At 68.8% G+C, this 13794-nt stretch carries 14 protein-coding genes, 1 tRNA gene and 1 pseudogene; 9 read left to right on the top strand and 7 right to left on the bottom strand.

All coding sequences use genetic code 11. The features are described from left to right. Positions 1-13 precede the first annotated feature (13 nt). The 3 genes from RCH12_RS07630 to RCH12_RS07620 form a co-directional block, all read right to left on the bottom strand. Positions 14-1672, bottom strand: coding sequence for a DNA repair helicase XPB (locus RCH12_RS07630; protein WP_327016528.1), 1659 nt, complete (start codon positions 1670-1672; stop codon positions 14-16). A gap of 79 nt (positions 1673-1751) precedes the next feature. Further along, positions 1752-3599 (bottom strand): helicase-associated domain-containing protein, encoded by a 1848-nt coding sequence (locus RCH12_RS07625; protein WP_327016527.1) that lies wholly within the window; start codon positions 3597-3599, stop codon positions 1752-1754. Positions 3600-3604: 5 nt separating this feature from the next. Then, positions 3605-3880, bottom strand: coding sequence for a hypothetical protein (locus RCH12_RS07620; RefSeq protein WP_103430966.1), 276 nt, complete (start codon positions 3878-3880; stop codon positions 3605-3607). A gap of 94 nt (positions 3881-3974) precedes the next feature. On the opposite strand from RCH12_RS07620, the gene RCH12_RS07615 reads away from it, so the two are divergent. Then, entirely contained in the window at positions 3975-4355 is a 381-nt protein-coding gene (locus tag RCH12_RS07615) for a cold-shock protein (protein ID WP_088457027.1), read from the top strand. Beyond that, positions 4348-4914: pseudogene (locus RCH12_RS07610) on the top strand (DUF3027 domain-containing protein); the annotation flags it as partial. The gene RCH12_RS07615 and the pseudogene RCH12_RS07610, both read left to right, overlap by 8 nt. 117 nt (positions 4915-5031) lie before the next feature. On the opposite strand, the gene RCH12_RS07605 reads toward RCH12_RS07610, so the two are convergent. Together RCH12_RS07605 and serC are read right to left on the bottom strand one after the other, a co-directional pair. Continuing rightward, on the bottom strand, positions 5032-5265 hold the full coding sequence (locus RCH12_RS07605; protein WP_103430967.1) for a DUF2530 domain-containing protein: 234 nt from the start codon (positions 5263-5265) through the stop codon (positions 5032-5034). Positions 5266-5271: 6 nt separating this feature from the next. Continuing rightward, positions 5272-6387: a phosphoserine transaminase gene (gene serC / locus RCH12_RS07600; protein WP_327016526.1), complete on the bottom strand. Its 1116-nt coding sequence runs from the start codon at positions 6385-6387 to the stop codon at positions 5272-5274. A gap of 74 nt (positions 6388-6461) precedes the next feature. Here serC and RCH12_RS07595 point away from each other — a divergent pair, with 74 nt between their 5' ends. From RCH12_RS07595 to RCH12_RS07570, 6 genes are all read left to right on the top strand, one after another. Continuing rightward, positions 6462-7169, top strand: a complete 708-nt coding sequence (locus RCH12_RS07595) for a metal-dependent transcriptional regulator (RefSeq protein ID WP_327016525.1) — start codon at positions 6462-6464, stop codon at positions 7167-7169. Positions 7170-7572: 403 nt separating this feature from the next. Continuing rightward, a complete protein-coding gene (locus RCH12_RS07590) occupies positions 7573-8277 on the top strand; it encodes a C40 family peptidase (protein ID WP_327016524.1) in 705 nt (234 codons plus the stop codon). A 366-nt stretch (positions 8278-8643) separates the two neighbouring features. Continuing rightward, positions 8644-9144, top strand: a complete 501-nt coding sequence (locus RCH12_RS07585; protein ID WP_088457022.1) for an HNH endonuclease — start codon at positions 8644-8646, stop codon at positions 9142-9144. Positions 9145-9291: 147 nt separating this feature from the next. Further along, positions 9292-10482 carry a CHAP domain-containing protein gene (locus tag RCH12_RS07580; protein WP_133163782.1) on the top strand — a complete coding sequence of 397 codons (1191 nt, stop codon included), beginning with the start codon at positions 9292-9294 and terminating at the stop codon, positions 10480-10482. Between the two features lie 90 nt (positions 10483-10572). Next, positions 10573-10644: transfer RNA gene (locus tag RCH12_RS07575), tRNA-Arg, on the top strand. A gap of 73 nt (positions 10645-10717) precedes the next feature. Next, positions 10718-11713, top strand: coding sequence for a Gfo/Idh/MocA family protein (locus RCH12_RS07570; protein ID WP_327016523.1), 996 nt, complete (start codon positions 10718-10720; stop codon positions 11711-11713). A 121-nt stretch (positions 11714-11834) separates the two neighbouring features. Here RCH12_RS07570 and RCH12_RS07565 read toward each other — a convergent pair whose 3' ends face one another. Beyond that, entirely contained in the window at positions 11835-12104 is a 270-nt protein-coding gene (locus RCH12_RS07565) for a hypothetical protein (RefSeq protein ID WP_327016522.1), read from the bottom strand. A gap of 427 nt (positions 12105-12531) precedes the next feature. Between RCH12_RS07565 and RCH12_RS07560 the strand changes: the two genes are divergently transcribed. After that, entirely contained in the window at positions 12532-12804 is a 273-nt protein-coding gene (locus RCH12_RS07560; RefSeq protein ID WP_103430974.1) for a DUF2277 domain-containing protein, read from the top strand. A gap of 23 nt (positions 12805-12827) precedes the next feature. Here RCH12_RS07560 and RCH12_RS07555 read toward each other — a convergent pair whose 3' ends face one another. After that, positions 12828-13769, bottom strand: coding sequence for a S1C family serine protease (locus RCH12_RS07555; RefSeq protein WP_327016521.1), 942 nt, complete (start codon positions 13767-13769; stop codon positions 12828-12830). Positions 13770-13794 lie beyond the last annotated feature (25 nt).

The following is a 13794-nucleotide window of genomic DNA, read 5'->3' as shown; positions in this document are numbered from 1 at the left end:
TCGGGCTTTTCTCTCAGTTCGCGGCCACGGTGGGACGGGTGAGGGAGTGCGCATCGAGGATCGTGTACGAGTAGCCCTGCTCGGCCAGGAAGCGTTGGCGGTTCTGGGCGAAGTCTTGATCGACGGTGTCGCGAGCGACGAGGGTGTAGAAGCTGGCGGTGAGGCCGGACTCCTTCGGGCGCAGCAGCCGACCGAGGCGTTGGGCCTCCTCCTGCCGGGACCCGTAGGATCCGGATACCTGGATGGCGACGGAGGCCTCGGGCAGGTCGATCGAGAAGTTGGCCACCTTCGACACCACGAGCAGGTTCTCCTCGCCCACCCGGAACGCCTGGTACAGCCGTTCTCGTTCATCCACCGGCGTGGCCCCGGTGAGCTTGGGCGCCTGCAGGGCCTCGGCGAGCTCGTCGATCTGGTCGAGGTACTGGCCGATCACGAGGATGCGTTCGCCGGGGTGCATCGCCACCAGCTCCTTGACGATGTCCAGCTTCGCCGGCGCGGTGGCGGCCATCCGGTAGCGCTCGTCGTCCGGCGCGGCGGCGTAGCGGAGCCGCTCGCTGTGGGGCAGGTCGATGCGGACCTCGAAGCAAGCGGCGGGGGAGATGAAGCCCTGGGCCTCGATCTCCTTCCACGGGGCGTCGAACCGCTTGGGCCCGATCAGGCTGAAGACGTCGCCCTCGCGGCCGTCCTCGCGGACCAGGGTGGCGGTCAGGCCGAGCCGGCGCCGGGCCTGCAACTCGGCAGTGAGCTTGAACACCGGGGCGGGCAGCAGATGCACCTCGTCGTAGATCACCAGGCCCCAGTCCATGGCGTCGAGCAGCTCGAGGTGCGCGTACTCGCCCTTCCGCTTGGCGGTGAGGATTTGGTAGGTCGCGATGGTGACGGGCTTGACCTCCTTGACCTGGCCGGAGTACTCGCCGATCTCCTCCGCCGTGAGGGTGGTGCGCTTCTGCAACTCGTCGCGCCACTGCCGGGCCGAGACGGTATTGGTGACCAGGATCAGGGTGTTGGTCTTGGCGGTGGCCATCGCGCCGGCGCCCACGAGGGTTTTGCCGGCGCCGCAGGGCAGCACCACGACGCCGGAGCCCGCCTCGAAGAAGTTCGCCACGGCCTTGTGCTGGTAGTCACGCAGCGCCCAACCGTCTTCCAGCAGCGCGATGTCGTGCGGGGTGCCCGGGGTATAACCGGCGAGGTCCTCGGCGGGCCAGCCGAGCTTCACCAGCTCCTGCTTGAGCTGCCCGCGCGCCCACGGTGCCACCAGGAACGAGTCCGGGGTGGGCTGGCCGATCAGCAGCGGGGCGATGCGCCGCGCACCGGCCACCTCGGTGAGCACCGGCGCGTCAAGACTGCGCAGCACCAGCTGGCCTTCGGGGTCCCGGTCGATGACCAGGCGGCCGTAGCGGCCCACGGTCTCTTCGAGGTCGACCGTGACGGTCTGTGGAATCGCGAACTTGGAGTATTTCTCGAGCATGGCCAGCATGTTGGCCGCGTCATGCCCGGCGGCGCGGGCGTTCCAGAGGCCGAGCCGGGTGATGCGGTAGGTGTGGATGTGTTCCGGCGCGCGTTCCAGTTCGGCGAACACGGCCAGGTCGTGCCGGGCATCCTCGGCCAGAGGGTGCGCGACTTCGAGCAGAACCGTGCGGTCACTTTGGACGATCAGCGGGCCATCGGACATAAGCAACAATGCTACGCCCGTGGGCTGAGACCGTGCCTACCCGCGTACGGGGGTGCGCCCGACCGGCCCCGCCGCCGGGTCAGGGAGCGGGGACGATGCTGACGACGCTGGAGAGGGGCAGGGTGCGCTCGATATCGGCCCGACGGTCCCGGGCGCGGAACCGGCCGCCGCCGACGCTGGCCGGTTCGAGGAGGTAGTCCACCACGTCGCCGTCGGGCATCTGCACGCTCACCAGCACCGTCTGCCGGTGCTTGATGGCGGAATCCAATTGCCGGGCCAGCCAGGCGTGCGCGGCCTTCGCCTCGCCGCCGTCGGTGGCACGCAACTCCTCGACGAGCGCGACCGTGGGGTCCGGTATCTCCACCCGGCTCGACCGGATGACGGGATGCCGGCGCGGATGCACCACCTCACCGGCCGCGTTCTCGGCGGCGACGGGGTACCGGGCATCGGTGAGCGCCCAGAACACAGTGTCGGCGGGATGGGGGCTGGTGAGGCGGCTGGGGGAGACCGTTGTCAGCGCGAGCGCCGTGAACGTCTGGTCGACGGCGATGGCGCCGAGCACCGCGGTGTCCTCGGACGCGATGTAGCTGGGCCCGGCCGGGTTCTCCGGGTCGATGCGGCCCACCCGCACCGTGCCGTACCGGCTGGCGGCGTCACGGATGAGGTAATCCACCGGCTGCGGGACACCGGTGAGCGAGATCGTGGCCAGGTAGTGCAGGATGGAGTCTGCGTCGTCGCCGGTCGCGAGGGCGCGGTTGACCGACGCACCGCTCAACCGGTAGCTGGACGCCAGCTCGCGGCTCTCGACATCCGCGAAGGTGCGCAACCGGGCGTCGATCGAGGCCGACAACGGGCCGGGCGCCACGATCGAGAGGTCGTGCTGCAGGTAGACGGTACCCACCTCGGCGGGCAGCGACGCGGCGATGGTGGCGATGGCGGCGTCGATGTCGCCGCGGAGCACCGAGGCGCCGGCCGGGCTGGTGGACTGGCGTGCGGTGATGCCGATCAGCTCGCCCTCGTGGGCGAAGTCGGCGATGCGGTCATCCATCCAGGTGCCGCCGGCCGGGTACAGCCAGGCCACAAAACGGTGCAGGGCATCGCCCCAGGCCACGCCGGGCCGCTCGGCGACGATCTGGCGGACATCGGCGGGCAGGGCAGCCAGCCAGGATGCGGCCAGCACGCCCCAGCGGGCCGGTGCGTTCTCGAGCAGCCAGGCCACTCCCTCGGCGGACTCCGACCAGTAACCGGAGCCCAGGGTGACCAGTTCGGCGCGGGCGGCGATGCCCACGAGCGGGGCAACGGCGTCCAGGTCGACCCGCATGGCGACGGAAAGACGTTTGGTGTCCGGCAGGCCGAGGCCGCCCCGACTGAGTTCGCGGGCCGGCTCCTGGCTGAGTTCGGTGAGGAGTTCGGCGATCGAGGAGACGGCGGTGAAGGCACGCTCGGCGGCCAGTCGCTCGGTGAAACGGCTGTCGGTGGCCGAGAGCGGGGCCAGTGGGGTGGGGGCGGGCACCCCGGCCAGCTCGGCGGCGCTGGACAGACCCTCCTCCGGCCAGGACCGAAGGCGTTCGGCGACGGCGGCATACGGCCGCACGGTGTCGTCGGTGCGCACCAGGAGCATCAGCTCGTCGAGGCGGTCGACGCGAGCGGAGATGTCGGCGGCGTTCAGGGTGTCGTGCCCGAGGTCGGCCAGTCGCTCGACAAGGTCGCCCATCGGGGCGGTGCCCAGTTCGCCCGCCACGGCCAGAACGGCGAGGGTGCTGCGGTCCAGGTGCGCGAGCGTCGACTGGATGGCTGCGGGCTCGAGGAGCGCTTCGGCGAGGTCGAAGAAGTCGTGGATGCCGTGCGGGGGAATCGATCGGAGCACGATAGTGCGGCGCAGTGCTGCGTCGTTCAGTGCGCGGAGGCGTGAGGCGAGCGTCAGCATGTCGGTTACTCCAGTTTCTGTCGAGCCTCGCGAGCACGGCGGACTCCGCTGACGACCATCAGGGCGATGATCAACAGGAAGCCGAGGGGAAGACCGAAGAGGGGCAGAGTGAGCACGGCGGGCCAGACGCCCGTGCTGAACCCGTCGTTGTCGCCGGCGCCTGCTGCGGTACCGAGAATCACGGCGAGGAAGGCCAGGATGGACAGCCCGACCACACCCGCAACCATGTAGGCCAGAATCTTCTCGAGCCGGCCGGGGTCGTGGGGAGTTTGAGTGGTCACAGACCTAAGGATACGGGGCATAGTCAGCTACAACGGAATATGCTGAGTGAAGCGGCGCGTATTCTGCGCGCCTCAAAATCACAGCGAGGTTCAGATGCCCACCGGCAAAGTCAAGTTCTACGACGAGGAGAAGGGCTTTGGCTTCATCACGTCCGATGAAGGCCACGAGGTCTTCCTGCACGCTTCCGCAGTGCCCGCCGGAGTGACCGTGAAGGCCGGGATGAAGCTCGAGTTCGGCATCGCCGACGGCAAGCGCGGCGCTCAGGCGCTGTCCGTGCGCGTGATCGAGGCTCCGCCGAGCCTGGCCAAGCTCAGCCGCAAGCCGGCCGACGACATGGCCATCATCGTCGAGGACCTGGTGAAGTTGCTCGACGGTATCGGCTCGAGCCTCCGCCGCGGTCGGTACCCCGACTCCGCGCACAGCAAGAAGATCGCGGCCGTGCTGCGCAAGGTCGCCGAGGAACTGGATGCTTAATCCTTTCGACCCCACCCCGCCCCAGGCCCCGCCGGTCGTTCCGACCGACACCCCGGCGGCTGAGGCTCCCGTCGACGAACCCACGGCCGACGAGACCACGGTCGTCGACGACGGCCGGGCGGATGCGACAGGGGACGGTCCCGCCGAGGACGCCGACGAGGTTGCCGACGACGAGGTCTTCGAGGCCGATGAGGTGCTCGTGGCCGCCGTCGACCAGGCCAGGTCCGCTCTCGAACTGATCACCCCGGCCGACACGGTCGGTGAACCTCTCGGTTACATCGTCGAGGGCGAGCACGTGCTGTCGCTGCTCTTCGACTGCCTGATGACCGGTTACCCGGGCTGGCGCTGGACGGTCAGCCTGTCCCGCATCGACGGCGACTCCGAGCCGCAGGTGCTGGAAACCGAACTCATGCCCGGCGACGATGCCCTGCTCGCTCCGGAATGGGTGCCGTGGAGCGACCGGCTCGCTGACTCCAAGGTCGCCGAGGAGCTGGCTGCCGCCGGGCTCGCCGAGTCCGACGACGACGACAGCGACGACGACGACGACGATGACGACAGCGACGACGACGACGATCACGATGATGACGACGACAGTGACGACGACGAGAGCGCAGAGTCCGACGACGCCGTCGACAACGGCGTCGACGTTCTCGACGGGATCGACGTGGACGAGGCGCTAGCGGCGTCTGAACAGCACGAAGCCGAGTCCGCAGAGGCCGAGGCCCAGACCGATGACGGCGCACCACAGCCACCAGCCCAGGCCGGCGTCGTTCAGTTCAGCTCGGAAGACGACGGCCAGCACCAGCAGCACTAGCCAGCCGACCGAACCCGCTGCCACCGCTTTCCGCGCATTCGCGCGGGCGGGCAGCGGGTCGGGCCGCCGTTCGCTGTCTCTGAGCCAGAAACGCATGGGCGACTAACCCAGGTTGGCCACTACGTATTCGATCGACGAGACGAGCTTGCGCACGTCCGCCGGGTCGATGGCCGTGAAGGTGGCGACACGCAACTGGTTGCGACCGAGCTTGCGGTACGGCTCGGTGTCGACGATGCCGTTGGCACGCAGGATTTTGGCAATGGCCGCGGCATCGATCGCGTCGTCGAAGTCGATCGTGGCGACGACCTGTGAGCGGTGGCTCGGGTCGGTCACGAACGGCGTCGCGTAGTCCACGGTCGCGGCCCAGTCGTAGAGCACCGAGGAGGACTCAGCGGTGCGTGCCGACGCCCAGGCCAAGCCGCCGTTGCCGTTGATCCAGTCGAGCTGGTTCTCCATCAGCAGAAGCGTCGACACGGCGGGCGTGTTGAGCGTCTGCTGGAGACGGGAGTTGTCGATGGCGTTCTTGAGGCTGAGGAATTCGGGGATGTACCGCCCGCTGGCGGCGATGCGTTCGACGCGCTCAATGGCCGCGGGGGAAAACAGAGCCAGCCAGATGCCGCCGTCAGAGGCGAGGTTCTTCTGCGGAGCGAAGTAGTAGACATCAGCCTGGTCGGCCTCGAAGTCGATGCCGGCGGCGGCGCTGGTGGCGTCGATGACGGTCAGGGCACCGGCGTCTCCGTGCACCCGGGTGACCGGAGCCATCACGCCGGTGGACGTTTCGTTCTGCGGCCAGGCATACACGTCGATGCCCTCGGTGGGTACGGCGGTGGCGCGCGAGCCGGGGGCGGCCTTGATGACGTCGGGAGCCGTGAGGAACGGCGCGGCGGCGGCGGCGGCGAACTTGCCACCGAACTCACCGAACACGAGGTTCTGGGCACGGGTCTCGATGAGCGAGAACGCGGCGGCGTCCCAGAACGCGGTCGAGCCGCCGTTGCCCATGATGAGCTCGTACCCTTCCGGGGCGCGGAACAGGTCGGTGAGGCCGGTGCGGACGCGCCCGACCAGGTTCTTCACCGGTGCCTGGCGGTGGGAGGTGCCCAGGATGCTCGCGCCGGCGCCGGACAGGTAGTCCAGCTGCTCCTGACGGATCTTGGACGGGCCGCAGCCAAAACGTCCATCGGCGGGCAGCAATTCTGTGGGGATCTGTAGGTCCGGCATAACAGGATTCTAGTTGCCCGCCCCGCACGGGTAGTGTTGTGGCGTTGCACATATGGCCGAGCGGGAGGCTGCGGATGACTGACCTTATCGACACGACCGAAATGTATCTCCGCACCATCCTCGACCTCGAGGAGGAGAACATCGTTCCCCTCCGAGCCCGCATCTCCGAGCGGTTGGGTCACTCCGGACCGACAGTGTCCCAGACCGTCGCCCGGATGGAGCGCGATGGTCTCGTCGTCGTCTCCGGCGACCGGCACCTCGAGCTCACTCTCACCGGCCGCACCAAGGCCGTGCATGTGATGCGCAAGCACCGCCTCGCGGAACGCCTGCTCAGCGACGTCATCGGTCTGGAGTGGGAGTTCGTCCACGACGAAGCTTGCCGCTGGGAGCACGTGATGAGCGAACAGGTCGAGCGCAAGATCCTCGAAATCCTCGGTCACCCCACCGAATCCCCGTACGGTAACCCCATTCCCGGCCTCGACGAGCTGGGCGACTCCCCGGCCGTGGCGTTCATGGCGGGCGTCACCAACCTGCTCGACGTCGTCGCGGCGTCGGAGGCCCCCGTGACCGCCGTCATCCGTCGGCTGGGGGAGCCCGTGCAGTTCGACCCGGTTCTCCTCGCTCAGCTCAAGCAGTCCGGTGTTCTGCCGGGCAACACCGGTGTGTTCTCCGCTGTGGGCTCCTACGTTCTGGTGCAGGTGGAGGGCTTCGGCGCCGGCCTGGAGCTACCCAACGAGGTCGCCGGTCACATCTTCGTGACCAGCCCCGTCACCGGCTCCTAGCCGGACCGGATTTCCGGCGAAATTCACCACCCTGTTACCAATTCGTTAGAAATCGTCCATTTTGGGTGACAAATCGGATTCGGTCACGTAGCCTCGACCTGCCCACAGATCACAGACCGATCGTCGGGCCCGCGCAAGACGTCTCTACCCTTCCCGTCGCTTGCTGCGGAAATTCACGCGTTCACTCGCACCTGGACGGGGCAACTCCCTAGTGTTGTCGAGGCGCCGGAGGTCCGAATTGACTCTGTTAAGAAGAAGACTGTCCCGCCGCGGTCGACGTGCCACTGCTATGGCCATACGCCCCGCTCCCGCCGATCCGATGCGCGCGACACAATCCGAGGTGGGGCCGCGCATCGTCATGAGGCCGGGGGCGCCCGTCAGGCGATCCAGACTCCGCAGCACCGTGGGTCCGGTCGTGATGATGACCCTGGCCACCGGCCTCGTCGCCACCATGGCGCTGCCGGCCTACGCGTTCGCCCCGGCGGACCCCGCGGGTACCTTCGCGGCCACGGATGCCACCGAGCTGACCCAGGCCGGGGCCCAGGGGGTGGCCGTCGATGACGGTGCCGCTTCGGTCTCGGTCGCCCAGGACGCCTTCGCGGCCACGCCGCAGGCCGACATCGACGCCGCCGAAGCTGCCGAAGCTGCCGAAGCCGCCGAAGCCGCCGAGGCCGCGCGCGCGGCCGCGGCGACGTCCATGACCACCTATGCGGAGTCGTTCACCGGCCCGTCGGCGGCCGACTACCTGGCCAGCTCGGCGTACCCGAGCTTCAGCCTCTCGTCCGTGTACAGCGTTGCGTTGCAATATCAGGGCGTTCCCTACGTTTACGGGGGCGCCACCCCGGCCGGGTTCGACTGCTCCGGCTTCGTGATGTACGTGTACGCGCAGTTCGGCATCTCCCTGCCGCACTCCTCCACCGGGCAGGGCGCGGCCGGCACCCGGATCGACCTGGTGGATGCCCAGCCGGGCGACCTGGTGATCATGGACGGCCACGACGGGTTCTACGCCGGCAACGGCAACATCCTGCATGCACCGTACGAAGGGGCGGCGGTTCGGGTGCAGCCGATCTGGACGGCTGACTACTACATCGTGCGATTGGGCATCTGAGCCGTTCGATCGGGCAGCTCCTGAGACCGCCCGGGTAAACACTGGGTAACGCATAGCACAAATGGTGCGACACGTTTTCGTAGCGCACCATTTGTGGGTTAACCTGATGCCCTGATGTTCTGCGGGATTTTGGGAGAGCCAATGCGCAAGCTACGCACGATCCACACCATGGATGTGCGCGGACACTTCGCGCTGCGGCACAGCAGTCAAATCTGTCTGGGTGTCGTGTGCCCCGAGCACACCGAAGCCCATGGGGCGTTGTCATGATGACGACGCCCTTTTTGTTTGCCCGCATCTCCTCCCCGTCGACGCCAGACAGCAGTTCGAATGGCTGGAAGCCGTCCAGCCTTTTTCGAAAGGGAGCGCATGCGCACACTGGTCCTCAACGCGGGATATGAACCTCTCGCGGTCGTGTCGTTCAAGCGGGCACTCGTGCTCGTCATGAACCAGAAGGCAACAATCATTCAGGCGGACCAGGGGCACCCGGTCTGGGCGGCGACGGAATCGTGGGAGCGGCCCAGTGTCATCCTGCTCACCCGGTACGTGCGCCTGCCGCGGTCGCGGGCCGTGCCGGTCAGCAGGCGCGGAGTGCTGCGGCGCGACGACCACCGCTGCGGCTACTGCGGCAAAAACGCCAGCACCATCGACCACGTGCAGCCGCGGTCACGCGGCGGCCGCGACACCTGGGACAACCTCGTGGCCTGCTGCCTGCGCTGCAACAATCTCAAGAGCGACCGCACACCCGCGGAAATGGGCTGGGACCTGCGCTTCGACCCCCGGATGCCGCAGGGCACCACCTGGGTGGTCAGTGGCGTGGAACGACCGTTGCCGCAGTGGGACGAGTTCCTGGCACCGGCCGCCGCGTAGTCTCACCGCTCGGCTCGACGTTGTGGATGTGCACCCCTTTGTAGTGCCATTGTCACGAAAACGTAACGCTCAACGTGACAGCCGACCCACGCATCGCCTACAGTTGAAAAGTCCCCCTTCCGGTAGTGGCTGTTTAGAGGTTTATCTGTGACTCATTCCGGCCCCGCCGGCTCGCCTGAGGGCGTCGGCGCGTTACCTTCGCGCCGCGAGGCCCGGGCCCAGCGGGCAGCCGCTGAGGCATCCGGCACCTCCGCCATCGTCGTTTCATCCGAGGCCGTTGCCGTGCCCGCCGAGGCCGTCATCGTTTCCGCCGAGTCGGTTGTGGTTTCCGCTGAGTCCGTCGACGTCACCGCCGGGTCCGCTGTCGTTTCCGCCGAGGCGATGGTCGTCACCGCGGTTCCCGTACCGCCGGTTTCGATCCGGTCGGTGTCCCCGGACCTCGCCGTCATCGTCGGCAGCGCGAGCACGTCCGCCGACGAGTCGTCAGCAAAGGACGACACCGTTCCGCCGCGTGCGGTCCGCCCGGCCCGGTTCCGGCCGTTCTCCACGCCATCCGCACCGTCTACGGCACCCGCCGGCGCCCGCACCGGTCCCGCCCGGCGGCCCGTCAAGCGCCGCAAGCAGTTCGCGAAGATGGTGACCCTGCTGGCGATCCCGGCCATCTTCCTCACTGCCGCGCTGCCCGCCTACGCGTTCACGCCGCAGGGTGGCTCGGCCGCTCTCAGCGCCAAGGCCTCCGGGGACACCCAGGCCGTCACCGTGGGCGCCGCCGCTGCCGCCGTGACTATTTCGGCCGACAGCTTCACCGCCACGAGCCAGGCCGAACTCGACGAGATCGAGGCGAACATCGCGGCGGACCTCGAGCAGCAGCAGGTTGCCGAAGAGACCCGCAGCTCCGCGGCCGAATACGCCGTGGTCGGCATCCGGGCCGAGGGTGACGACTACCCCTGGCGGGACGCCGCCACCGAATCCCAGGGCGGCGGGTTCTCCCCGCTCGGCTACTACTACCGCGAGTGCGTGGACTTCGTGGCCTGGCGGCTCAACCGCGACGCCGGCGCCACCGGCCCGTTCAAGTGGACCTGGTCGACGATGACTCCCGGCGGCGGCAACGCATCCGCCTGGGCCAACGCCTGGGCGAACAAGGGTTGGGCCAGCAGCAAGGCGCCCGTCGTGGGCGCCGTGGCCTGGTTCACCTACAACCACGTCGCCTATGTGCAGTCGGTGCCGGGGGACGGCACCGTTGTGCTCGAGGAATACAACTGGAACGGCTCGCACGCGTATCACACGCGTACCGTGCCGGTCAGCGAGGTTCCGGTCTACCTCTACCCGCCGACCTAGTTCCTGTCGCGGCGTGCCCGCCTCCGAACGGGGGCAGCGCGGCGTACCTGCGCTCAACCGGCGCGGATAACGGCTAAACTTTCCCGGTCAGCCTCTGTAGCTCAATGGAAGAGCAGTTCCGTCCTAAGGAAAGGGTTGGGGGTTCGAGTCCCTCCAGGGGCACCCCGCACCGCCGCACCAGTTTCAGCTCCCTCACCGGGGAAAGTTCGTCGCGGAAGGTTGGTACCTTCGAGGAATGAAGACTACGCGGTGGGCAATCCTAGGACCTGGCGATATCGGCGGCTGGTTCGCCCGGGCTCTGCCCGGCTCGGCTCACGGCACTCTGCACGCTGTCGGTAGCACCAATCCCGAGCGGGCGGCCGCCTTCGCGGCCACGTACGGGGCGCCCGTCACCGGTACCTACGAGGAGCTCCTCTCCCGGGACGACATCGACGCCGTGTACATCTCCACGGTGAACACGACCCACGCGGACCTCGCCGTGGCGGCGCTGCGAGCCGGCAAGGCGGTGCTGTGCGAGAAGCCGGTGGCGCCGACCGTGGCGGAGGTCGAACGGGTCCTGGACCAGGCCGCGGCCTCCGCTCTGCCGTTCGTGGAGGCGTACAAGCACCGGTTCGGACCGTTCGCCCGGGCCCTGGACGCCGCCGTCGCCAACCGGGAGGTGGGCACTTCGTTGCAGCTGGTCGCCTCGTTCGGTTTCGCGGCGGGGCAGCGATCGGGACGCCTGTTCGATCCGGAGCTGGCCGGCGGCGCGATCCTCGACGTGGGCGGCTACCCCGTATCGCTCGCGGTGGCACTTGCCGCTGCCGCCGGCGTGGACCCGGCAGAGCTGACGGTCACCGGCGTCACGGGCGAAGTCGGCGACACCGGCGTGGACGAGCACGCCAGCGCGACCATCGCCGCGGCGGGATTCTCCGCGGAGGCGGAGTGCTCCATCGTCGCCGAGCTGCCGCGGTCGGCGAGGCTCAGCGGGAGCGCCGGGGTCATCGAGCTGGCCGATGTGTTCGGCAGCCGCAGCGACTCGGCCGCGTCGTTCCTCGTGCGGGCGGATGGCCGTGACCGACTGGTGGAGGTGCCGACGGTGGACCCGTTCGCGGCAGAAGCCGATGCCGTGTCGCTGGCCCTGCTGGACGGGCGGACCGAGGCGCCCGAGGTGCCGTGGGCGCACAGCCGCAGCGTCGCGCGCCTGCTCGCCCAGTGGCGGGCCGGACTGGACGCGGCACCGCGCGGCTGAGCGCCTCCGTCGCCGGCTTGACGGGTGAGGCGGGTCAGGCGCCGGTGTGCGGGTGGCGCGCCACCCGCACACCGGCGCGGCACCCGCGTCACGCGGTCGGGATGCCACGTGGGGGCACCGGTCACCGGAACTGGGTCAGCTTCAGGACCAGATGCTCGTCTCGAACCCGGTCCAATTCCCGGCGGGCCGAGATCGACTCGGGAGCGAGAGCGGGACGTTCCCGGCGACGAGCCCTGACGGGCCGGCGACCCCAGCGGATCAGCGCGACACCGAGGTGCATGGCAGCGCGATCGATCAGGCCGACGCGGCGCACCGGGTGCGTCTCGGGCGAGCGAACGGGTTGGGGTGGGTGATCGTGGCGGCCCGGAACGGGCGCCAGTTGCGTATTCATGATGATGCGTTCCTTAAAGAGGACGGTTCGCGAATCCGGGCGCCCTGGAAGAGCGTTCGGGCTCGCCGAATGAAGGGTGGCCGCGCACGGCGGCACGAGGGCGACGCGCGGAGTGCGCGCCGCTCACGGGGTGAGTGACCCGGGCAGACGGATGCAGAGGGTACGGGATGCACCGAATGCGGATGCTGCCTGGTCGGGCTTCGAGAGCGTCACCACCGTCTGGACCGGTGGGTTACCTACTGGCCGATCAGGCGGTGAAGACGCCGACGAAGCCGGCGGCGGTACGGAATGCGAATGCAATCTTCTGAGTAATCACGCGGGGCTCCTTTCGTCGTATGGCGTAGGCATCACCGTAGCGGGCAATCCGCTCTTCGCGCAACACTTTCTCGCACTTCCGCGGCCGGGCCCGGCTGGGTACCCTCGAAGTATGTGTCGGAACATTCATCAGCTTCACAATTTTGAACCTGCCGCCACCGACGACGAGGTGTATGCGGCGTCGCTGCAGTTCGTGCGGAAGATCAGCGGGTCGACCAAGCCGTCGAAGGCCAACGAGGCGGCCTTCAACCGTGCGGTCGAGGAGATCGCCCACATCTCGCGGCACCTGCTGGAGGACCTGGTCACGACCGCTCCGCCCAAGAACCGCGAGGTGGAGGCGGACAAGGCCAGGGCCCGCTCGGCAAAGCGGTTCGCCGCGGCCTGATCGACCGGCAGTGCTGGGCCGGGTCAGGACTCCTGGAGTTCCCGCGGCACGGTGATCGCGTCGACCAGGGCGCCATTGCGCCAGACCGTGATCTCGATGGGTGTGTCGATCGCGGCCTCGACCATCAGCTGCTGCACTGCCGTGGCCGTGACCACGGGTTGTCCGGCCAGTTCGACCACGATGTCGCCGCGGTGCAGCCCCGCCTCGGCCGCCGGGCTGCCCGGGGACACCGCCGCCACCCGTAGGCCGGTCGGTGAGCCGATCCGGGCCGCCAAGGTCGGTGGCAGCGGCACCTGGGCGCCGGCGATGCCCAGCCAGGCCCGGCGCATCCGCCCGGTGGTCATCAGCGCTGTGATGATCGCCCGGGTGCTCACATTGATCGGCACCGCCAGCCCCACCCCGATGCCCGCCACCGCGGTGTTGACCCCGACCATGCGCCCGGTGCTGTCGGCCAGCACCCCGCCGCTGTTGCCCGGGTTGAGGGCGGCATCGGTCTGGATCACCTCGTCGATGACCCGCCCGGACCGGGTGGGGAGCGACCGGCCGAGCGCCGAGACAATCCCGGCGGTGACGCTGCCGGCCAGACCCAGCGGATTGCCCAGGGCCACCACCACCTGGCCGACGCGCAACCGTGCGGCGTCGCCGAACCGCACCGGCGGCGGGGTGGCATCGCGCGCGTGCAGCACGGCCAGATCGGAGAGGGTGTCGCGGCCGACGACGTCGACCCGGCTGCCGGTGCCGTCGGCGAACCCGACGTCAGCGGTGTCGGCGCCGGCGACGACATGGGCGCTGGTGAGGAGGAATCCATCGTCGGTGATGACACTCGCGCTGCCCGCTCCCGCTCCCTGGGAACTGCGCACCGAGACACTGGCCACGCTGGGCAGCACCCGCGTGGCCACGGCCGCGACGGTTCTCGAGTAGGCGTCGAGCAGCCCGTCGTCATCCATCGCCGGGATATCGTTCATGGCACCAGAGCGTACGTCCGTCGGA

Source organism: Cryobacterium sp. MP_3.1 (assembly GCF_035984795.1).
Lineage (GTDB): Bacteria > Actinomycetota > Actinomycetes > Actinomycetales > Microbacteriaceae > Cryobacterium > Cryobacterium zongtaii.
The sequence above is the reverse complement of the archived record's forward strand: the minus strand, read 5'-3'. Positions and strand labels throughout refer to the sequence as shown.